This window comes from Blastococcus sp. CT_GayMR19 (assembly GCF_004570385.1).
Lineage (GTDB): Bacteria > Actinomycetota > Actinomycetes > Mycobacteriales > Geodermatophilaceae > Blastococcus_B.
In genome coordinates this window covers 46,736-64,699 of sequence record NZ_SPQL01000004.1, presented here as the reverse complement: position 1 = coordinate 64,699, position 17,964 = coordinate 46,736, and the positions used below count along the sequence as shown (strand labels likewise).

The window sequence follows — 17,964 nt, the reverse complement described above, 5'->3', positions numbered from 1 at the left end:
CCATTCTGTGGCGCGGTGACCAGAGTCACGAACAGCTCTTGACTTGTCAACGGAACGGACGTAAAACAACGTAAGCGCAATCACAAACCCACACGATCGGGCATCCGGGGTGGGGAACGGTCACGAAGGAGGTGGACCCGTGTATCCGGAGGAACGGCAGCACGCGATCGCCACCCTGGTGAGCGAGCGGGGCCGGCTGGCCGTCACCGCGGTCGCCGAGCAGTTCGGCGTCACCACGGAGACCGTCCGGCGCGACCTCGCCCTCCTGGAGCGGGCCGGGATGCTCCGCCGCGTGCACGGCGGCGCCGTACCGCTCGGCGCGCTGACGCTCGTGGAGACCGGGCTCGGCGAGCGGCACGGCACACGGACCGAGGCCAAGCGGGCGATCGCCACGGCGGCCCTCGAGCTCCTGCCCGGCATGAACGGCAGCGTGATCCTCGACGGCGGCACCTCCACGGCCGCGCTGGCCGACGTGCTGCCGCCTGACCGCCGGCTCTACGTCGCCACCAACTCGGTGCCCATCGCCGCCCGCCTCTCGGCCTCGCCCGGCATCACCCTGCACGTCCTCGGCGGACGCGTGCGCGGCCTGACCCAGACCGCCGTCGGCGACGCGACGATCCGCGCGCTGGCGGACCTCCGCGTCGATGTCGTCTTCCTCGGCTCCAACGGGATCAGCCCCGGGCACGGCTTCAGCACCCCGGACGAGGCCGAGGCGGCCACGAAGCGGGCCATGGCCCGTGCCGCCCAGCGGGTCATCGTGCTCGCCGACAGCAGCAAGCTGGGTCGCGAGCACCTCGTGCGCTTCGCCGCAGTGGAGGACGTCGACGTCCTCGTCACCGACGGCGACGCCGATCCCGGCGTCGTGGCAGAGCTCGAGACGATGGGGATCGAGGTCCTGGTCGCATGACCCACACCACGGCCGGCCGGGTGGTCACGCTGACGGCGAACCCGAGCCTGGACCGCACGCTCACCGTCCCGGCCCCGCTCGAGCGCGGCGGCGTCGTCCGGCTCGGTCCCAGCTCCACCGAGCCCGGCGGCAAGGGCGTCAACGTGGCCCGTGCGATCGCGGCGGCCGGCGGGGACGTCGTCTGCGTGCTGCCCGCGGCCCACGACGACCCGATCGTCCGTGCGCTGCACGACCTGGGGCTGGACCTGGCCACGGTGCCGGTCGCGGCCGCCGTCCGCACCAACTACACGCTCACCGAGCCCGACGGCACCACCACGAAGCTCAACGAGCCCGGCACCCCGCTGGACGACGACACCCGCGCGACCCTGGCCGCCGTCCTCCACCAGCACGCCGACGGCGCCCGCTGGGTCGCGCTGTCGGGCTCGTTGCCTCCCGGCACCCCGGTGGACTGGTACGGCACGCTCGTGGCCTCGCTGCGGAACACCGGCGCGGGCGTCGCCGTCGACACCTCGGAGGCGCCGCTCCTGGCGCTCCTGGCCGCCGGCCCCGAGGCGGCGCCGGACCTGCTCAAGCCCAACACCGAGGAGCTCGCCCAGCTGGCCGGCGTGTCCGAGGAGGAGATCCTCGGCGATCCCGCGGTGGCACTGGCGGCGGTCCGGACGCTGCACGACCGGGGCGTCGCCGAGGTGCTGCTCACCCTCGGCGGCGACGGCGCGGTGCTGTCCACGGCGGACGGCGGCCTCTGGTCGGCGCTCCCGCCCCGGATCACGGTGCGCAGCACCGTCGGCGCCGGCGACAGCAGCCTGGCCGGCTACCTGCTCGCCCACCTCGCCGGCGCCCCGCCGGCCGAGCGGCTGCGGACCGCGGTCGCCTACGGCTCCGCCGCTGCCTCCATGCCCGGCTCCGCACTTCCCACCCCCGCACAGGTCGACGTCTCGGCCGTCTGCGTCACCGCCGGAATGCCCGACCGCACCGCCTCCACCAGCACCGACTCCGTCCCGGCCGCCGGCCGGGACGCCCACTGACCCTCCCGGGAGAGGTCCCATGACCGCACTCATCACCACCGACCTGGTCCGCCTCGACGCCGACCTCGGCGCCGACAAGGGCACGGTCGTGCGCCGGCTGGCCGAGCTGGTCGCCGGCGCCGGCCGGGCCACCGCGGCCGACTCCCTGCACGGGGACGCCATGGCCCGTGAGGCACAGGCGCCGACCGGCCTCCCCGGCGGGATCGCGATCCCGCACTGCCGTTCCGCGGCCGTGACCCAGCCCTCCCTGGCGTTCGCGCGGCTGGCCCCGAAGGTCGACTTCGGCGCACCGGACGGCCCGGCCGACCTCGTCTTCCTGATCGCCGCGCCCGCCCACGGCGACGCCGACCACCTCACCCTGCTGACCGCGCTCGCCCGGGCGCTGGTCCGGCCGGAGTTCGTCGCGTCGCTGCGCGCCGCCGCGTCGGACGAGGACGTCGTGCGACTCGTGGACGAGGTCGTCTCCCCCGCCCCCGCACCGCCCGCAGCCGCTGCCGCGCCCGCCGCGACGGAGCCCGCCGCGACGGCGGGAGCCAGCGCTACCGCGGGCGACGGGGCCGGGCCCGGGGCCGGGCGGAAGAGCATCGTCGTCGTCAGCGCCTGCCCGACCGGCATCGCGCACACCTACATGGCCGCCGACAAGCTCACCGCCGCAGGGAAGGCGGCCGGCGTCGACGTCCACGTCGAGACGCAGGGCTCGTCCGGCTCCACCCCGCTCGACCCGTCGCTGATCCGCGCGGCCGACGCCGTGATCTTCGCGGTCGACGTCGGCGTGCGGGACCAGCACCGGTTCGCCGGCATGCCGCTCGTGCAGTCCGGCACCAAACGGGCCATCAACGAGCCCGACGTGATGCTCCGCGAGGCGCTGGCCGCCGCAGACGACCCCAACGCCCGCCGCGTGTCCGGTACCGCCGGAGGAGGCGACGCGACGGCCGCCGCCTCGTCCGCCGGCGGCGCACGCACCGCCTCGGAGGTCCGTCGCTGGCTGCTCACCGGCGTCAGCTACATGATCCCGTTCGTCGCCGCGGGCGGCCTGCTCATCGCGCTGGGCTTCCTCTTCGGCGGCTACAAGATCGTCACCGGCAACCCCGACGTCGAGGGCCAGAGCTACGCCCTCAGCTGGGTGCTCAACAACACGTTCCTGAACCTGCCGACCGCGTCGGGGATCGAGGGTCTCAACGACGGCTTCCTGGGCTACCTCGGAGCGGTCTTCACCGTGCTCGGCCAGGCCGCCTTCGGCTTCCTGGTGCCGGCCCTTGCCGGCTACATCGCCTTCGCGATCGCCGACCGCCCGGGCATCGTTCCCGGCTTCGTCGTCGGCGCCGTGTCGGTCACCGTGGGGGCCGGCTTCCTGGGTGGCCTCATCGGCGGCATCATCGCCGGCCTGGCCGCGCTCTGGATCAGCCGCTGGAAGCTGCCCACCGGTGTGCGCGGCCTGCAGCCGGTCGTGATCATCCCGCTGCTGGCCACGCTGATCTCCAGCGGCATCATGGTCGTGCTGCTCGGCCGGCCGCTGGCCGCGGCCCTCACCGGACTCGGCAACTGGCTCAACGGCCTGAGCGGGTCGTCGGCGATCCTGCTGGGGATCATCCTCGGCCTGATGATGTGCTTCGACCTGGGTGGACCGGTGAACAAGGCGGCCTACGTCTTCGCCACCACCGGGCTGGCAGCCGGCAGCGGTGCCCCCTTGGTCATCATGGCCACCGTCATGGCGGCCGGCATGGTCCCCCCGCTCGCGATGGCGCTGAGCACGGTGATCCGCCCGAAGCTCTACACGCCCGCCGAGCGGGACAACGGCAAGGCGGCGTGGCTGCTCGGGCTGTCCTTCATCTCCGAGGGTGCCATCCCGTTCGCGGCGGCCGACCCGCTGCGGGTGATCCCGTCGATGATGCTCGGCGGCGCCACCACCGGCGCGATCGTCGCGGCCGCGGGCGTCGAGCTCCGCGCTCCCCACGGCGGCGTCTTCGTCTTCTTCGCGATCAGCAACTTCCTGGTGTTCCTGCTGGCGCTCGCCATCGGCATGGTCGTCGGGGCCGCCGCGGTCACGATCGCCAAGAGCATCGGCCGCACCGACGCCGAGGAAGCCCCCGAGGACGCCGTCGACCTGGAGCACGCGCATGCCCCCGTCCACGCTCCGGCGCGCGCGGCGAGCACCTGACCGGCAAGCTCACTCCCACCCGTCCCCAGCACCGAGGAAGAGGATCGATGCCCAGTCAGACCGTCACCGTCGGCTCCCGGGTCGGGCTGCACGCCCGGCCGGCCGCGCTCATCGCCGAGGCCGTCGGCAAGGCCGGCGTCCCCGTCACGCTGGCCACGCCGGGCGGCAACCCGATCGACGCGGGGTCCCCGCTGATGATCATGACGCTCGGCGCCAAGCAGGGCACCGAGGTCATCGTCACCAGCGACGACCAGGCGGCGCTCGACCAGATCGCCGGCATGGTCGCCCAGGACCTCGACGCCGAGTAGACCGAGAGCTGTTCTCCGGCTCTCCCACGACGACGGCGCCCGCCCCCTGCAGAAGGGGACGGGCGCCGTCTTGTGTCGCAGCCGTCAGCTGGGACGCTCGACGTCCCCCCGCCACGCGCCGGTCTCGGTGCCGCGGCTCTCGATGAACTCCTTGAACCGCTTGGCGTCGGCCTTCACCTGGCGATCGTCGATCCCGACGGCCGCACCGACCTTCTCGACGACGCCCTCGGGCTCCCAGTCGATCTGGATCATCACGCGGGTCTTGGCGTCGTCCAGACGGTGGAAGGTGACGACCCCGGCGTGCTTCGCCTCCCCGGTGGTGCTGGTCCAGGCGATGCGCTCCTCGGGGTGCTGCTCGGTGATCTCGGCGTCGAACTCGCGCTCGACGCCCCCGATCTTGGTCACCCAGTGGGTGTGGGTGTCGTCGAGCTGCGTGATGCGCTCGACGCCGCCCATGAACTGGGGAAAGGACTCGAACTGGGTCCACTGGTCGTAGGCGACGCGGATCGGGACGTCGACGTCGACGGACTCCTGGACGCTGGCCATCAGAATGGGCTCCTCTGCTTCGATCTGGACGCTTGTCCCGGAACCCCTACCCAGGCCCCGACCGGCTGATTCCCCGGTCCCCCTCCCGGGCGACCGGGAGCCGGAAGACGAACCGGGCCCCTGCCGAGTCCGTCGGTTCCAGCGTCAGCGTGCCCCCGTGCCGTTCGGCGATGTCGCGGGCGATGGCCAGGCCCAGACCCGCGCCCCCGCTGCCGGCCGACCGCGCGTCGTCGAGCCGGGTGAAGCGCTCGAACACCCGGTCCCGCTCGGCGGGAGGTACCCCGGGGCCGTCGTCGGCCACCGTGAGTTCGGCACTCCCGTCGCGCGCCGGAGCCAGGGTCACGACGATCCGGTCGCGGGCATGGCGGACGGCGTTGTCGAGCAGGTTGCCGACCAGTCGCTCGAGCTGGGGCCGGTCCGCGGACACCTGGACCGGGTGGACGTCGCGGGTGTCGATGCGCCGCTCCCCCGCCCGCCGGAGACTGCCGGCCACGGTCCCGACCACGTCGTCGAGGTCCACCGGCTCCCGGTGCAGCGCCGCCGGTGCCCCCGCGTCGCCGCGAGCCAGCAGGAGCAGGTCGTCGACCAGTCGCTGCACACCGACGGTCTCGGCCAGGACGCTGGCGGCGGTCGCCGCGGGGTCGGCCGACGCCGGGTGGGCCGCGTCGACCTCCAGCTCCGCGCGCATCCGCGCGAGCGGACTGCGCAATTCGTGGGAGGCGTCGGCGACGAAGCGGCGCTGCTGCTCGGCGGACCGTTCGAGGCGGCCGAGCATCCCGTTCATGGTGCGCGCGAGCCGGCCGATCTCGCTCGGGGTGTCCGGCTCGGGCACCCGCTGATGGAGGCTGGATCCCGAGATCGAGTCCACCCGCGCCCGGATGTCCTCGACCGGGCGGAGGGCGCGACCGACCGCCAACCACACCACGCCTGCCAGGACGGCACCGGTCAGGGGCACGGCGACGACGAGTGTTCCGGCCAGCGCCGCCGTGCTGTCCGTCAGGTCGTCGAGGCGGTTCGCGACCAGCACGGTGGTGCCCTCGACGTCGCGCTCGAGCAGCCGGACCGGCTCACCGTCGTCCAGTTCCACGGTGATCTCGCCGTCGGACGCCACTCCCCGGGGCAGCCGCTCGTCCAGCCCCTCGGACGCCGCGAGCAGGGTCCCGTCGGCCGCGACCACCTCGACCACGAGGTCCTCGGACGGGAGGTCGCCGCCGCGGACCGGCCGGCCCGCCTCGAGCTCGGACGCCACGGCCTCGGCCTGCTGGTCCAGGTGCTCGTCCACCGCGTCCAGCAGGGCGGCGCGCTGTCCCAGCACGAGGCCGGTACCCGCCACGGTCAGCACGGCGAGCACCGCGAGCGCGGCGACCGCGGTGACCCGGGCACGCAGGGTGGCCGGGACGAACCCGCGGTTCCGGGACGGCGTCACGGCGGTGGGACCCGGTAACCGGCACCGCGGACGGTCTCGATGCTCCGCCGGCCGAAGGGCTCGTCGAGCTTGCGCCGCAGCCGGGCCACGTACACCTCGACCACGTTCGGATCACCCTCGAACTCGTCGTCCCAGACACCGGCGAGGATCCGCTGCTTGGAGACGACGGACCCGGCCCGGCGCACGAGGTAGACGAGCAGGTCGAACTCGCGGGCGGTGAGCGCGATCTCCGTCCCGCTCCGGTGGACCCGGCGGCCCCGGAGATCGAGTGTCAGGTCCCCGACCGCGAGCGGAGGCGGCTCGCCGAGCGCCGCCCGGCGCAGCAGCGCGTGGACGCGCGCGACCAGGACCGGGAACGAGAAGGGCTTGCGCAGGTAGTCGTCGGCCCCGGTGTCCAGGCCCTCGGCCTCGTCGAGGTCACCGTCCTTGGCGGTCAGCATCAGGATCGGCGTCGGGTCCCCGGCGCGGCGCAGGTCGGCACAGACGCGGTAGCCGTTGCGGCCGGGCAGCATCACGTCCAGCACGATCAGGTCGTAGCTGCCCTCCCGAGCGCGCCACAGGCCCTCGACGCCGTCCTCCGCCACCTCGACCGAGAAGCCCTCCGCGGTCAGGCCCCGGCGCAGTGCGCCCGCGATCTTGGCGTCGTCCTCGACGACCAGCAGCTTCATCCGCCTCGGCCTCCCGCAGCCTTGGCCGCCCATGATCACCCGAAGAACCTGATCGGAGACTGAATTCGTCAGCCCCGGATCTGTCAGCCCCGGTTCAGCAAGGCGGGGAACCATCGGCGGAACGCGTATCCATCCGTTCTGCGAGGAGACCGTCATGAACCGTCGCGTGAAGATCGTCATCGGTACGGCTGCCGCCGCCGTCATCGCCGGGGTGGCCGCTGCGGGGGTCGCCGGCGCGGCCGACTCGGGCAGCGACGACGTCGCCGACGTCGCCGACGTCTCGATCAGCGGCACGGATCTGGAGCGGGCCAGCGAGGCCGCGCTCGACGAGACCGGCGGCGGCGAGGTCGTCGACAGCGAGGTCGAGGACGAGGAGAACGGCTACGAGGTCGAGGTCAACCTCGACGACGGCCGCCAGATCGAGGTCCAGCTGGACGCGGACTTCGCCGTCGTCAGCTCGGACGAGAACGAAGAGGGCGACGACGGGGACGCCGACTGATCCAGCGGCTCGCGGGGGCGGCTACCCAGCGCGCCCGCTGCTCGGCGCGTCGGGACGGCTGAGGACCATGGCAGACGCATTCGGCGGGTCGACGCTGAGTGATTCGGTCGTCACCCGGGTAGTGACGCACGCGGACACAACGGGGGTCACACACCCAGATGACGGGCGCCTGGCAGGCGCGCGTGGCACCGAGGAGGTCCGATGTTCCGGGCCCGCAGGACGTCGATCCTGATCGTGATCGTCGGGACTCTCGCCATGGTCTTCGCCGGAGGCGCCAGCAGCCTGACCGCCACGGGCAGCCCTGCTGTCCGCGTCGACGACGCCGAACCGGCCCTCTCCGGCGACCTCCTGACGCGGGCCCGGGAGGCCGCGCTGGCCGTGACCGGTGGCGGCCGGGTGACCGACTCGGAGGCCGGTGACGAGGACAGCTTCTACGAGGTCCAGGTCACGCTGCAGGACGGCCGGCACGTCGACGTCCAGCTGGACACGGCCTTCCGTGTCGTGAGCAGGTCGAACGACGCCCGGCGCGACGACGGCTAGGCGACCAGCCAGCTCTCCGGGAGGTTCCCATGGCGATGTTCAGGTCGGCCACGGTGGCGGCCGCTGCCACGGCCGTCGTCCTCGGCGGCGGGATCGTCGCCGCTGCCACCGCAGCGGGCGGCTCCGACTCCCTGCAGGGACCCGACGTCGCGATTACCGACGCCTCCCTCCAGCGGGCCGGCGAGGCCGCGCTCGCCGAGACCGGCGGTGGCCGGGTCACGGACACCGAGGTCCGCGACGAGGAGAGCTTCTACGAGGTCGAGGTGACCATGCCGGACGGCCGCCAGCTCGATGTGCAGCTCGACGAGAGCTTCGCCGTGGTGAGGAACTCGCCCGATGGCGAGAAGTCGGATGCCGGCGGCTGACCGTGAGTGATCTGCACGCGGTCGACGGGGTCGGCGTGGAGGACACCTAGGACTGATTCGACCAGGGATTCCTGGTCGAGACGACCCGGGTGGGTTGACGAAGGCGTCAGCGGAGTGCGGCGGCGACGCTCCCACGCACCGGGCGGCCGTCGAGGAGCAGCATCTGGGCAAGGTGGTACGCGTCGGGCTGCCCCGACCAGGTGCCGGTGGCGACGGCGCCGTCCGGGGTGAGCTCGTGGCGCCAGCTCCCGGTCGTCGGGTCGGCGAAGCGCATCTCGCCGTGCTGCCGCCAGCGGTCGGCGAGGTCGCGGTAGCGCGGTTCCCCGGTCACCGCGTCGAGGACCGTCGCCGCCGCGACCGCCTCGCAGAGCACCCAGTGCATGCGCGCCCCGACGACCGGCCGGTCGTCCCAGTCCAGCGTGTACGGAAAGCCGTCCCGCCCGTCGGCGGCCCAGCCGCGGTCCGCGGCGGCATCGAAGAGCGCGAGGGCGTCGTCGAGCAGCCAGTCCGGGCCAGAATGGCCCTTTCGGCCGTTCTGGCCGTGGAGGGCGGCGCGGAGGTGCAGCGCGAGGCGGGCCCATTCGAACTGGTGCCCGATCGTCACGCCGTACGGCCGGAACGGGTCCGCCGGACGGTCGCGGTTGTAGTCGGGCAGCGGCGTCCAGTGGTGGGTGAAGTGCTCGGGCAGCCGCCAGTTCCGTTCCCGCGCCCAGCCGTGCACGGCGCGCTCGGTGCTGCGCAGCGCCTGGTCCCGGAGCCTGGCCGCCGTGGCCGGGTCGTCCACCGCGTCGGCGGCGGCGAGCGTGGCCTCGACGCCGTGCATGTTGGCGTTCAGCCCGCGGTAGTCCGCGCAGTGCGTCCAGCCGCCGTCCCACTGCTCGACCGCCAGTCCGGCGTCGTCGTCCCAGAAACGGGTCTGCCAGACGACGAGCGCGTCGTCCAGCAGGGCCCGGCCGCCGTCCACGCCGGCTGCCGTGGCCGTCGAACCCGCGAGGACGACGAAGGCGTGCACGTAGGCGGCCTTCGTGTCGTCGTCCGTGCTCGCCCGCCAGCCCCCGTGCTCGGCGTCGTGCAGCGGCCCGTCGGCCAGCGCGGCGACGCCGGAACGGACCAGTTCGTCCGCGCCCGGGCGGCCCAGCAGGGATGCCAGCCCGAAGACGTGGGTCATCCGGGCGACGATCCACGTCTCGACCGGCCGGTCCGGCACCACCGTCCCGTCGGACCCGAGGTAGCCGAAGCCACCCTCGGGGAGCCGGGACCGGGCGGCGAAGGCCAGCAGCCGGTCGAGATCGGTCACCGTGCTCGACTGGCCCGGGCGACACCGAGGGCGAGGCGCACGGTCGCCACCAGGATCACCACTTCACCGATGAGCTGCACCAGGCCGGCCCCGAAGTTGGGTCCGTCCGCGGCCACGAGATCCAGGAGCACGAGGACGACCACGGCCCCCAGCACCATGAGGCCGAGCGTCCTGCTTCCGTCCGGCGCCTCGGCCCCCGGGGAGGTCAGCAGCACGGCCGCCACGAGTGCGAACAGGTAGCCCACGAAGGCGGCGACCGTCGGCGCGATGCCCTGCTGCAGGCCCGGCCGGCTGCCGCTCACCACCGTCGCGACGCCGATGCACAGCACGAACAGCAGGAGCAGGACGAGAGCGACCCGACGCCGATCCACAGCATTCCCTCCCTCAGGACGGCGGATGGTCAGAACGCCAGCGCAGCCCCCGGATCGTGCAGTATCGCGCCGACATCGGCCAGGAACCGCGAGCCCAACTCGCCGTCGATGATCCGGTGGTCGAAGGACAGCGACAGCTGGGTCACCTGCCGCGGCACGATTTTCGGCTTGCCCCCGCCCGACCCACCCCGGTGCACCCAGGGCAGTTCGCGGATCGCCCCGAAGCACAGGATCGCCGACTCCCCCGGGTTGAGGATCGGCGTCCCGGTGTCGACGCCGAAGACGCCCACGTTGGTGATCGTGATCGTTCCGCCGGACATGTCGGCCGGACTGGTCTTCCCGGCGCGCGCCGTCTCGGTCAGCTCGCCGATCGCCGCGGCGAGCTCGGCCAGGGAGAGCCGGCCGGCGTCCTTGATGTTGGGGACGACGAGGCCGCGGGGCGTGGCCGCGGCGATGCCGAGGTTCACGTACTCCTTGATCACGATCTCCTGGGCCGCCTCGTCCCAGGAGCTGTTGACCATCGGGTGCCGGCGAGCCGCGAGCAGCAGCGCCCTGGCCACGAAGAGCAGCGGGCTCACCTTGACGCCGGCGAGCTCCGGCCGGGCGGCCAGGCGCGTGCGCAGCTTCATCATCCGGGTCACGTCGACGGCGAGGAACTCGGTCACGTGCGGGGCGGTGAAGGCGCTGGCCACCATCGCGGCCGCGGTGTGCTTGCGCACGCCCTTGATCGGGATCCGCTCCTCGCCGCCCGCCCCACTCCCGCTTTCGGTACCGAAAGCGCGCCCCGGCTCGCCGCTTTCGGTACCGGAAGCGGGCCGCGGGGCCAGGGCTGACGCGGTTCCGGAGGCGGCGGCGTCGACATCGGCGCGGGTGATGACGCCGCCGTCCCCGCTGCCGGTCACCATGGCGAGGTCGACGCCGAGGTCCTTGGCGTACTTGCGGACGGGCGGCTTGGCCAGCGGCCGCAGCCGGCCGCGGCCGTGCGCGACCCCGTGCGAGGTCGCCGCGTCGCCGCGCAGCGCGTGTGCCTCGGCCTGCCGGCCGACCTCGAGCCCGCCGTGGCGGACCGGCTTGGTGCGGGCGTCGGGTGCGGTGGGCAGGAGTGGCGCCACCTCCGGGTCCGGCCGGCCGGCCGGGCCGTCGGCCGCGTCCGGCACGTCGGTCGCGCCCTCCGCGACCGGAACGCGGCGCGGACGGCGCTTCGCGTCGGTGTTGCGGGGGCCGTAGCCGACCAGGACCGAGGTCCGGCCGCCCGGCGCGGGCCCGCCGATCAGACCGGCGGCGGGCTCGGCCTCGGCCGCGGAGGGCCCAGCCGGCGGCGGGACGGCCCCACCGGAGACGTCGATCGTGATGATCGGGGCGCCGACGTCGACCATCGTGCCGGCCTCGAAGAGCAGCTCGACGACGGTTCCCGCGTAGGGCGAGGGCAGCTCGACGGCGGCCTTGGCGGTCTCCACCTCGCAGAGCGGCTGGTTGACCGTGACGGTGTCACCGACGGCGACCAGCCACTGGAGGATCTCGCCCTCGGTGAGGCCCTCACCGACGTCGGGGAGCTTGAACTGGCGCAGCGTCGCGCTGGGGGACGTCATGAGGGTCAGAACTCCATGGAGCGGTCGACGGCGTCGAGCACCCGGTCCAGGTCGGGCAGGTACTCCTCTTCCAGCTTCGACGGCGGGTAGGGGGTGTCGTAGCCGCCGACGCGCAGCACCGGCGCCTCCAGCGAGTGGAAGCAGGTCTCGGTGACCCGCGCGGCGATCTCCGCGCCGATCCCGAGCGTGACCGCCGCCTCGTGCACGACGATGCAGCGCCCGGTGCGGCGCACGGACTCGAACACCGGGTCGAGGTCGAGCGGCGAGACGGTGCGCAAGTCGATCACCTCGAGCGAGCGGCCCTCCTCGGCCGCCGCCTCGGCGGCCTGCAGCGCCGTCTTCACCATGGGGCCGTAGGCCAGCACCGTGACGTCGTCGCCACCCCGGACCACCCGCGAGCTGAACAGCGGGCCCGGAGTCGCGTCCGTGTCGACCGACGCCTTCTCCCAGTACCGCCGCTTGGGCTCCAGGAAGACGATCGGGTCGGGATGGGCGATGGCCTGCTGGATGCCCCAGTAGGCGTCGACCGGGTTGCTGACCGCGACCACCTTGAGGCCGGGGGTGTGCGCGAAGTAGGCCTCGGGGCTCTCGCTGTGGTGCTCGACCGCGCCGATGCCGCCACCGAACGGGATGCGGATGACGATCGGCATCTTCAGCTTGCCCTTGGAGCGGGCGTGGATCTTGGCGACCTGGGTGACGATCTGGTTGTAGGCGGGGAAGACGAACCCGTCGAACTGGATCTCGCACACCGGCCGGTAGCCGCGCATCGCCAGGCCGACGGCGGTGCCGAGGATGCCGGCCTCCGCGAGCGGGGTGTCGACGACGCGGTCCTCGCCGAAGTCCTTCTGCAGGCCGTCGGTGATCCGGAAGACCCCGCCGAGCTTGCCGATGTCCTCACCCATGAGCACGACCTTGGCGTCGTCCTCCATGGCCCGGCGCAGGCCGAGGTTGAGCGCCTTGCCGATCGTCAGCGTCTCGGTGCTCATGACTCGACTCCGCCTTCGTTCCGCTCCTCGGTCGACGACATGGGTCGCCTCCGCGGTCGCTCCGCTCCTCGCTCGCTGGCGCTCGCTGCGATGCTCACTCCCTGTCGGCTCCCGGCATCTCCCTGCGATGCTCGCTCAGGCCTCGTTCTCGTGGCGGGCATCAGTGCTCGCCCCCCTCGAACGACGCGTGGTACTCGACGAACTCGGCCCGCTGGGCGGCCAGCGTCGGCGTCTGCTCCTCGTAGACGTGGTCGAACATCCCCGCGGGATCCGGGTCGGGCATGTCGACGGTGCCACTGCGGATCCGGGCGGCGAGCTCGTCGCCCTCGGCGTCCACGGAGTCGAAGAAGGCGGCGTCGGCGATGCCGCTGCGCGACAGGTGGGCCTTCAGCCGGGCGATCGGGTCGCGCAGCTTCCACTCCTCCAGCTCGCTGGCCAGCCGGTAGCGGGTCGGGTCGTCGGAGGTGGTGTGCGCGCCCATCCGGTAGGTGAACGCCTCGATGAACGTCGGCCCCTGGCCCTCGCGCGCGGCGGCGAGCGCCGCCCGGGTCACCGCGAGGACGGCGAGGACGTCGTTGCCGTCGACCCGGACGCCCGGGAAGCCGAACCCGGCCGCCCGCTGGAACAGCGGCACCTTCGACTGCCGCTCCAGCGGCACGCTGATCGCGTACTGGTTGTTCTGGCAGAAGAAGACGACCGGCGCAGAGAAGCTGGCGGCGAAGATCATCGCCTCGTTGACCTCACCCTGGCTGGTCGCGCCGTCGCCGAGGAAGGCGAGGACGGCGCTCTCGGCGCCGTCGCGCTGCACACCCATCGCATAGCCGGTGGCGTGCAGGCACTGCGCACCGATGACGATCGTGTACAGGTTGAAGCCGAGGGCGAGCGGATCCCAGCCGCCGCTGTCCACGCCGCGGAACAGCCCCATGACCTGCAGCGGGTCCACCCCGCGGGTCCAGGCCACGCCGTGCTCGCGGTAGGTCGGGAAGGCCATGTCGCCGTCGGCCATCGCCCGGCCGGCCCCGACCTGGGCGGCCTCCTGGCCCAGCAGCGACGCCCAGATGCCGAGCTCGCCCTGGCGCTGCAGGGCCGTCGCCTCGATGTCCCAGCGGCGGACCAGCGCGAGGTCGCGGTACAGCGCGCGCAGCTCGTCGTCGCCGATGTCGAGGGAGTAGTCGGGGTGCTCGACCCGCTCGCCCTCGGGCGAGAGCAGCTGCACCAGGTCGGGCTGCTGCGGCAGATGGGGGGCGCCGGCCCCGGGTACCGGGTCGACCACCTCGGTGGCCTGTCGCAACGCGGTCATGGGGCTCTCCTCGCCGTCTCCCCGCCTGCCGGGGTCACCGGCCCGCTGGGCATGCTGGACGTGTCTGCGCGACGCCGGGGTGTGGCGCCGTTCACACATCCTGGCACGAGCTCCGGGTGGATGACCAACCCTCCCCACGTAACGATCTGCGCAAGACCGCTCGAATTGATTGCGCAGAGCAGGCACCACGAGGGCGTCGCGGGTGTCAGACTGCCCAACATGCCGGACATGGACGCAACCGATGCGCGGCTCCTGCTGGCCCTCGCCGAGGACCCGCGGGCCAGTGTCATGGCCCTGTCGCAGCGGCTGGGGCTCGCCCGCAACACCGTGCAGGCCCGGCTGGCCCGTCTCGAGGGCAGTGGTGCGCTCGCACCGCTCGACCGTCGCGTCCGTCCCGAGGCGCTCGGCTACCGGCTCGGCGCCTACGTGACCGTGCAGGTGGCCCAGCGGAGCCTCGCCGAGGTCAGCGACGGTCTGGCGCGGATCCCAGAGGTCCTCGAGGTGACCGGCCTGTCCGGGGTCGCCGACCTGCTCGTCCAGGTGGCGGCGAAGGACGCCGACGACCTCTGGCGCATCACCGAGCAGGTCCTCGCCATCCCCGGCGTGCAGCGGATCGACACCGCCCTGGCCATGCGGCGCTTCGTCGACCACCGGCTGGCACCGCTGCTCGAGCGAGCGGCCGGCGAGGTGCCCGGCGACTGACCGCGCTTCCGGTACCGGAAGCGGGGAAGGGACGCCGCTCAGCGCGGCCGGCGGACCCGGACCGGCCCGCGGGCGGTCGCGACGTCCACGACCTCGCCGCCCTGGGTCACCTCCGCCTCCCCGGCGGCCGCCAGCCGCCCCGCCGCGGCCCGCGCGGCAGGCATCAGCTCCCGCCAGCCCTCGGGGTCGACGGCGCGCGCCGCCTCGGACGGGCAGATCGAGGCGTCGGGACGGCGCTGGTCCAGCAGGGCACCGATCGTGCGCTCCAGCACCTCGTCGACGTCGGCCACGCCCCCAGGGTGCGGCTCTCGGCGGACGTGCGCCAGCAGACGGGACCTTTCCCCGTCGCGGCCGGGAGAGGAAGCTCCGCTCATGCGCCGGACGACGGTGACCCTGCTGTTCAGCGGCCTGCTGCTGGCCGCCGGACTGCTGGTCGCGACGCCGGCGTCGGCGTGCAGTTGCGTCGGCGGGACGACCCAGGAGTTCTTCGACCGGGCGGATGCGGTGTTCACCGCCCGGCTGGTCTCCCGCGAGGAGCCTCGGGGGAGGCTCACCAGCAGTGCCGACCCGGCGCTGCACGTCTTCGCCGTCGACACCGTGTTCAAGGGGACCGCGCACGAGCAGCAGGGGGTCGTGTCCCCCGTGTCCGGGGCCACCTGCGGGCTGGAGCTGTCCGGCGAGGGGCCGTTCGTCGTGTTCGCCACGCGCTCGGCGGACCTCGGCGGAATGCTGTTCACCACCCTCGCCGACGATCAGTACGCCGCGTTCCTCTGCGGCGGCACAGCATCGTCGACGCCGGCCCTCGAGGCGGAACTCGCCGCGCTGGCCGGCTCCCCGTCCGGACCGACGGCCGCTCCCCTGCCCGGTGCCGCCGGGACCGTTCCGCCCGGACCGGATCTGCTCGCCCCCCGCGTGCTGGGGACGGGGGCGCTCGTGCTCGCCCTCGTCGGCCTGCTGGTCCTGCGTCGCCGCCGGCGGGGCCGATGACCGGCGACCACGACGCCCGGCGGGCGAACTCCGGTTGCTCCGCGCCGAGTGGGGTCCGCCGATCGAGGCGACCCTGACGGTCACCGGACGACGGCAGGCCGTGGTGTCGATCGACGGGGCGGAGCACCGGTTCCGCGCGTCCGGGCGGCAGGCGCTGGACGGTCAGGTGCACGCCTTCCTGCACGAGGAGGTCGCCCGCCCGCAGCTGCGTCCGGTCGTCCTCACCGAGGCGGGGGTCACGGACGGCCCGGTGCGCTGGACGGTCTGGCCCGACGGCTCGGGCTCGGCCGAGGACGCCGGCGACGCCCACGACACGGCCGTCCAGGTTGCCCCTGCCGGCCCGGGGTAGGGCCGCGCCCGTGACGACGACCTCGCGACGCTCGTTCCCCCCGGGCACGCGGGGCATCACCGCGCTCGGCTGGCTCCTGCGCGGAGCGGCTGCGGGAGCCGCGGCCACCACGGCGCTCAACGCCGTCACCTACCTGGACATGGCCGTGCGCGGCCGCCCTCCCAGCTCCACGCCGGAGCGGTCGGTCGAGAAGCTGGCCGAGGTCGCGCACGTTCCCATCCCTGGGCGGGGCGAGGTCCGGGAGAACCGCCTGCAGGGGCTCGGTCCGCTCACCGGACTGGCGGCCGGGACAGGCGTCGGCGTGCTGGCCGGACTGGCCCGCGCCACAGGCCTCCGGTTCGCGGCACCGGCAGGGACGGCGCTGACGACGGTGGCGGTCCTGGTCGCGGCCAACGGACCGATGACCGTCCTCGGCATCACCGACCCGCGCACCTGGTCGGCAGCGGACTGGCTGAGCGACCTCGTGCCCCACGTGGCCTATGCCCTGGTCATGACGAAGACGATGGACGCGTTCGACCGGTACTGACCGGTCCGGGGCACACGTCGCACGCGACGAGACCTGGTTGCCCCCAGCGGCGAGGACGGCTCGTGCGGTGTTTCGCCGGCATTCACGCCCCGATCAGCGCCAGCCGCGGTCGTCCACGCCCCCGGGCACCGGCGCGTCGGGGTCGTACGGGCTGCGGGTGAAGATGAAGGTGTCCAGGTCGAGATGATCCTCGGCGATGCGCAGGGTCTCCCCCGCGAAGTAGCCGTCCAGCCCCACCCAGGCGCCGTCCCGCTGCAGGAATCGGCTGGCCCGGCCGGTGCGCCCCGGGAGCGGCCCGAGGTGCAGCATCCCTCCGCCGACGGCGCGCAGCACGTAGGGCGACGGGCCCCAGAACCACGTCCCGAGGCAGTCGAGCGGCACGGGGCAGGGCGAGGGCGCCCACGCGTCGACGACGCGCGGCTCGTGCGTGCGCAGATCGGCCAGCAGCCCGAAGACGAGCGGGTCGAGCCCGGACGTCGTGTTGGCGAGGGAGACCGCACCCGTCTGCTCGTCCCGGTCGACGAAGACGCCGGCGAGGAACCCCGGCATCGACCCGCCGTGGCCGACCAGCGTGTGCCCGTCGACGCGGAGCACCTGCACGCCGAGCCCGTAGGCGGACCAGCCGGGCGCGGAGGAGTCCACCCCGGCCGGCACCGTCATCTCCTCGAGCGTGGCGGGGTCCAGGACGTCGCCGGTGTCGCCGAGCAGGAAGGCCGCGAACCGGCCGAGGTCCGCAAGGCCGGCCCAGAGCTGCCCGGCCGCGGCCATCACACCGGCGTGGTGCTCCGGCTCGTGCAGGACGACGTCCGCCCACGGATGCACCGCGAGCCCCTGCGCGGCGGGCGGCACCGGCCGGGGGGTCGTCCGGCGCATGCCGAGCGGCGCCAGCACCTCGGCGGCGACGGCGTCCTCCCACGACGTCCCGCGCAGCCGCGCCACCAGCTCGCCGAGCAGGCCGAAGCCCAGGTTCGAGTAGTGGAACCGCCGCGCCGCGCCGAGGACGACGTCGTCGGGGCCGAGGTCCAGGTCGGCCAGCGAGCCGCCGGGCACCCGCTCCCACCAGCCGCCCGGGCTCTCCGCCGACGCCCCGGCGAGGTGGGAGAGCAGCTGGCCGACCGTGCGGTCGCCGAGCGGAGTACCGGGCAGGTGGCGGTCGAGCGGGTCGTCGAGATGCAGCAGCCCCTCGTCGCGCAGGCGCATCACCACGACCGCGGTCACCGTCTTGCTGATCGAGCCGAGCCGGTACTGGACGTCGGTGTGCGGCTCGGGGACGTCACCCCGCCCGGTCGACCAGGCCAGCCCGCCGTCGCGGACGACGCCGGCGACGAGACTCGGCGCGCGCCCCTCGCGCTGGACGCGGGCGGTCCGCGCCAGGAGGGCGCGGGCGGTGGTCGGCAGGACGGGTTCCGGCATGC

21 protein-coding genes are annotated in these 17,964 nt (G+C 73.8%); 11 read left to right on the top strand and 10 right to left on the bottom strand.

Annotation, left to right across the window (positions count from 1 at the left end; translation table 11 throughout):
* The first annotated feature begins 139 nt into the window (after window positions 1-139).
* Genes E4P39_RS07200 through E4P39_RS07185 form a run of 4 tightly spaced genes read left to right on the top strand, consistent with a single transcriptional unit; the run spans window position 140 to window position 4,398 of the window.
* Window positions 140-907 carry a DeoR/GlpR family DNA-binding transcription regulator gene (locus E4P39_RS07200; RefSeq protein WP_135135726.1) on the top strand — a complete coding sequence of 256 codons (768 nt, stop codon included), beginning with the start codon at window positions 140-142 and terminating at the stop codon, window positions 905-907.
* Window positions 904-1,932, top strand: a complete 1,029-nt coding sequence (locus E4P39_RS07195) for a 1-phosphofructokinase family hexose kinase (protein WP_135135725.1) — start codon at window positions 904-906, stop codon at window positions 1,930-1,932. Before E4P39_RS07200 ends, E4P39_RS07195 begins: the two co-directional genes overlap by 4 nt.
* 19 nt (window positions 1,933-1,951) lie before the next feature.
* Complete coding sequence (locus E4P39_RS07190; protein ID WP_135135724.1) at window positions 1,952-4,090, top strand: fructose-specific PTS transporter subunit EIIC; 2,139 nt, start codon at window positions 1,952-1,954, stop codon at window positions 4,088-4,090.
* Between the two features lie 47 nt (window positions 4,091-4,137).
* A complete protein-coding gene (locus E4P39_RS07185) occupies window positions 4,138-4,398 on the top strand; it encodes an HPr family phosphocarrier protein (protein WP_135135723.1) in 261 nt (86 codons plus the stop codon).
* 84 nt (window positions 4,399-4,482) lie between these two features.
* Here the strand turns inward: E4P39_RS07185 and E4P39_RS07180 are convergent, their stop codons facing one another.
* Genes E4P39_RS07180 through E4P39_RS07170 form a run of 3 tightly spaced genes read right to left on the bottom strand, consistent with a single transcriptional unit; the run spans window position 4,483 to window position 7,038 of the window.
* Window positions 4,483-4,944, bottom strand: a complete 462-nt coding sequence (locus E4P39_RS07180) for an SRPBCC family protein (protein WP_209306412.1) — start codon at window positions 4,942-4,944, stop codon at window positions 4,483-4,485.
* Between the two features lie 46 nt (window positions 4,945-4,990).
* Complete coding sequence (locus E4P39_RS07175; protein WP_135135721.1) at window positions 4,991-6,370, bottom strand: HAMP domain-containing sensor histidine kinase; 1,380 nt, start codon at window positions 6,368-6,370, stop codon at window positions 4,991-4,993.
* Window positions 6,367-7,038: a response regulator transcription factor gene (locus tag E4P39_RS07170; RefSeq protein WP_135135720.1), complete on the bottom strand. Its 672-nt coding sequence runs from the start codon at window positions 7,036-7,038 to the stop codon at window positions 6,367-6,369. The genes E4P39_RS07175 and E4P39_RS07170 overlap by 4 nt, the downstream gene beginning before the upstream one ends.
* Window positions 7,039-7,192: 154 nt before the next feature.
* Here E4P39_RS07170 and E4P39_RS07165 point away from each other — a divergent pair, with 154 nt between their 5' ends.
* From E4P39_RS07165 to E4P39_RS07155, 3 genes are all read left to right on the top strand, one after another.
* Window positions 7,193-7,537 carry a PepSY domain-containing protein gene (locus E4P39_RS07165; RefSeq protein ID WP_135135719.1) on the top strand — a complete coding sequence of 115 codons (345 nt, stop codon included), beginning with the start codon at window positions 7,193-7,195 and terminating at the stop codon, window positions 7,535-7,537.
* Window positions 7,538-7,738: 201 nt separating this feature from the next.
* Window positions 7,739-8,077 carry a PepSY domain-containing protein gene (locus tag E4P39_RS07160; protein WP_209306411.1) on the top strand — a complete coding sequence of 113 codons (339 nt, stop codon included), beginning with the start codon at window positions 7,739-7,741 and terminating at the stop codon, window positions 8,075-8,077.
* Between the two features lie 29 nt (window positions 8,078-8,106).
* Entirely contained in the window at window positions 8,107-8,442 is a 336-nt protein-coding gene (locus E4P39_RS07155; RefSeq protein ID WP_209306410.1) for a PepSY domain-containing protein, read from the top strand.
* Window positions 8,443-8,548: 106 nt separating this feature from the next.
* Here the strand turns inward: E4P39_RS07155 and E4P39_RS07150 are convergent, their stop codons facing one another.
* From E4P39_RS07150 to pdhA, 5 genes are all read right to left on the bottom strand, one after another.
* The gene (locus E4P39_RS07150) at window positions 8,549-9,739 is read right to left on the bottom strand and encodes an AGE family epimerase/isomerase (RefSeq protein ID WP_135135718.1); all 1,191 of its coding nucleotides are present in this window, start codon (window positions 9,737-9,739) and stop codon (window positions 8,549-8,551) included.
* Complete coding sequence (locus E4P39_RS07145; RefSeq protein ID WP_135135717.1) at window positions 9,736-10,110, bottom strand: hypothetical protein; 375 nt, start codon at window positions 10,108-10,110, stop codon at window positions 9,736-9,738. Before E4P39_RS07145 ends, E4P39_RS07150 begins: the two co-directional genes overlap by 4 nt.
* Before the next feature lie 29 nt (window positions 10,111-10,139).
* Complete coding sequence (locus tag E4P39_RS07140; RefSeq protein WP_135135716.1) at window positions 10,140-11,699, bottom strand: dihydrolipoamide acetyltransferase family protein; 1,560 nt, start codon at window positions 11,697-11,699, stop codon at window positions 10,140-10,142.
* 5 nt (window positions 11,700-11,704) lie between these two features.
* A complete protein-coding gene (locus E4P39_RS07135) occupies window positions 11,705-12,685 on the bottom strand; it encodes an alpha-ketoacid dehydrogenase subunit beta (protein WP_135135715.1) in 981 nt (326 codons plus the stop codon).
* Window positions 12,686-12,845: 160 nt separating this feature from the next.
* Window positions 12,846-13,985 carry a pyruvate dehydrogenase (acetyl-transferring) E1 component subunit alpha gene (pdhA, locus tag E4P39_RS07130; protein ID WP_135135714.1) on the bottom strand — a complete coding sequence of 380 codons (1,140 nt, stop codon included), beginning with the start codon at window positions 13,983-13,985 and terminating at the stop codon, window positions 12,846-12,848.
* 228 nt (window positions 13,986-14,213) lie between these two features.
* Between pdhA and E4P39_RS07125 the strand changes: the two genes are divergently transcribed.
* Complete coding sequence (locus tag E4P39_RS07125) at window positions 14,214-14,687, top strand: Lrp/AsnC family transcriptional regulator (protein WP_245159690.1); 474 nt, start codon at window positions 14,214-14,216, stop codon at window positions 14,685-14,687.
* Window positions 14,688-14,725: 38 nt separating this feature from the next.
* On the opposite strand, the gene E4P39_RS07120 is transcribed toward E4P39_RS07125, so the two are convergent.
* A complete protein-coding gene (locus E4P39_RS07120) occupies window positions 14,726-14,977 on the bottom strand; it encodes a DUF3253 domain-containing protein (RefSeq protein WP_209306409.1) in 252 nt (83 codons plus the stop codon).
* 82 nt (window positions 14,978-15,059) lie between these two features.
* Here E4P39_RS07120 and E4P39_RS07115 point away from each other — a divergent pair, with 82 nt between their 5' ends.
* The 3 genes from E4P39_RS07115 to E4P39_RS07105 are packed head-to-tail and all read left to right on the top strand — an operon-like array spanning window position 15,060 to window position 16,549.
* The gene (locus tag E4P39_RS07115; protein WP_135135711.1) at window positions 15,060-15,674 is read left to right on the top strand and encodes a hypothetical protein; all 615 of its coding nucleotides are present in this window, start codon (window positions 15,060-15,062) and stop codon (window positions 15,672-15,674) included.
* A gap of 34 nt (window positions 15,675-15,708) precedes the next feature.
* Complete coding sequence (locus E4P39_RS07110; protein ID WP_135135710.1) at window positions 15,709-16,023, top strand: hypothetical protein; 315 nt, start codon at window positions 15,709-15,711, stop codon at window positions 16,021-16,023.
* Window positions 16,024-16,033: 10 nt separating this feature from the next.
* Window positions 16,034-16,549, top strand: coding sequence for a hypothetical protein (locus E4P39_RS07105; RefSeq protein WP_209306408.1), 516 nt, complete (start codon window positions 16,034-16,036; stop codon window positions 16,547-16,549).
* Window positions 16,550-16,642: 93 nt separating this feature from the next.
* On the opposite strand, the gene E4P39_RS07100 is transcribed toward E4P39_RS07105, so the two are convergent.
* Window positions 16,643-17,962 (bottom strand): serine hydrolase domain-containing protein, encoded by a 1,320-nt coding sequence (locus tag E4P39_RS07100; protein ID WP_135135709.1) that lies wholly within the window; start codon window positions 17,960-17,962, stop codon window positions 16,643-16,645.
* Window positions 17,963-17,964 lie beyond the last annotated feature (2 nt).

Coding starts and splice junctions, on each gene's coding strand:
- E4P39_RS07170 (WP_135135720.1), bottom strand. CDS start 7,038: ATGAAGCTGCTGGTCGTCGAGGACGACGCCAAGATCGCGGGCGCACTG.
- E4P39_RS07155 (WP_209306410.1), top strand. CDS start 8,107: ATGGCGATGTTCAGGTCGGCCACGGTGGCGGCCGCTGCCACGGCCGTC.
- E4P39_RS07115 (WP_135135711.1), top strand. CDS start 15,060: ATGCGCCGGACGACGGTGACCCTGCTGTTCAGCGGCCTGCTGCTGGCC.
- E4P39_RS07100 (WP_135135709.1), bottom strand. CDS start 17,962: ATGCCGGAACCCGTCCTGCCGACCACCGCCCGCGCCCTCCTGGCGCGG.
- pdhA (WP_135135714.1), bottom strand. CDS start 13,985: ATGACCGCGTTGCGACAGGCCACCGAGGTGGTCGACCCGGTACCCGGG.
- E4P39_RS07160 (WP_209306411.1), top strand. CDS start 7,739: ATGTTCCGGGCCCGCAGGACGTCGATCCTGATCGTGATCGTCGGGACT.
- E4P39_RS07190 (WP_135135724.1), top strand. CDS start 1,952: ATGACCGCACTCATCACCACCGACCTGGTCCGCCTCGACGCCGACCTC.
- E4P39_RS07135 (WP_135135715.1), bottom strand. CDS start 12,685: ATGAGCACCGAGACGCTGACGATCGGCAAGGCGCTCAACCTCGGCCTG.
- E4P39_RS07125 (WP_245159690.1), top strand. CDS start 14,214: ATGGACGCAACCGATGCGCGGCTCCTGCTGGCCCTCGCCGAGGACCCG.
- E4P39_RS07195 (WP_135135725.1), top strand. CDS start 904: ATGACCCACACCACGGCCGGCCGGGTGGTCACGCTGACGGCGAACCCG.
- E4P39_RS07180 (WP_209306412.1), bottom strand. CDS start 4,944: ATGGCCAGCGTCCAGGAGTCCGTCGACGTCGACGTCCCGATCCGCGTC.
- E4P39_RS07165 (WP_135135719.1), top strand. CDS start 7,193: ATGAACCGTCGCGTGAAGATCGTCATCGGTACGGCTGCCGCCGCCGTC.
- E4P39_RS07185 (WP_135135723.1), top strand. CDS start 4,138: ATGCCCAGTCAGACCGTCACCGTCGGCTCCCGGGTCGGGCTGCACGCC.
- E4P39_RS07140 (WP_135135716.1), bottom strand. CDS start 11,699: ATGACGTCCCCCAGCGCGACGCTGCGCCAGTTCAAGCTCCCCGACGTC.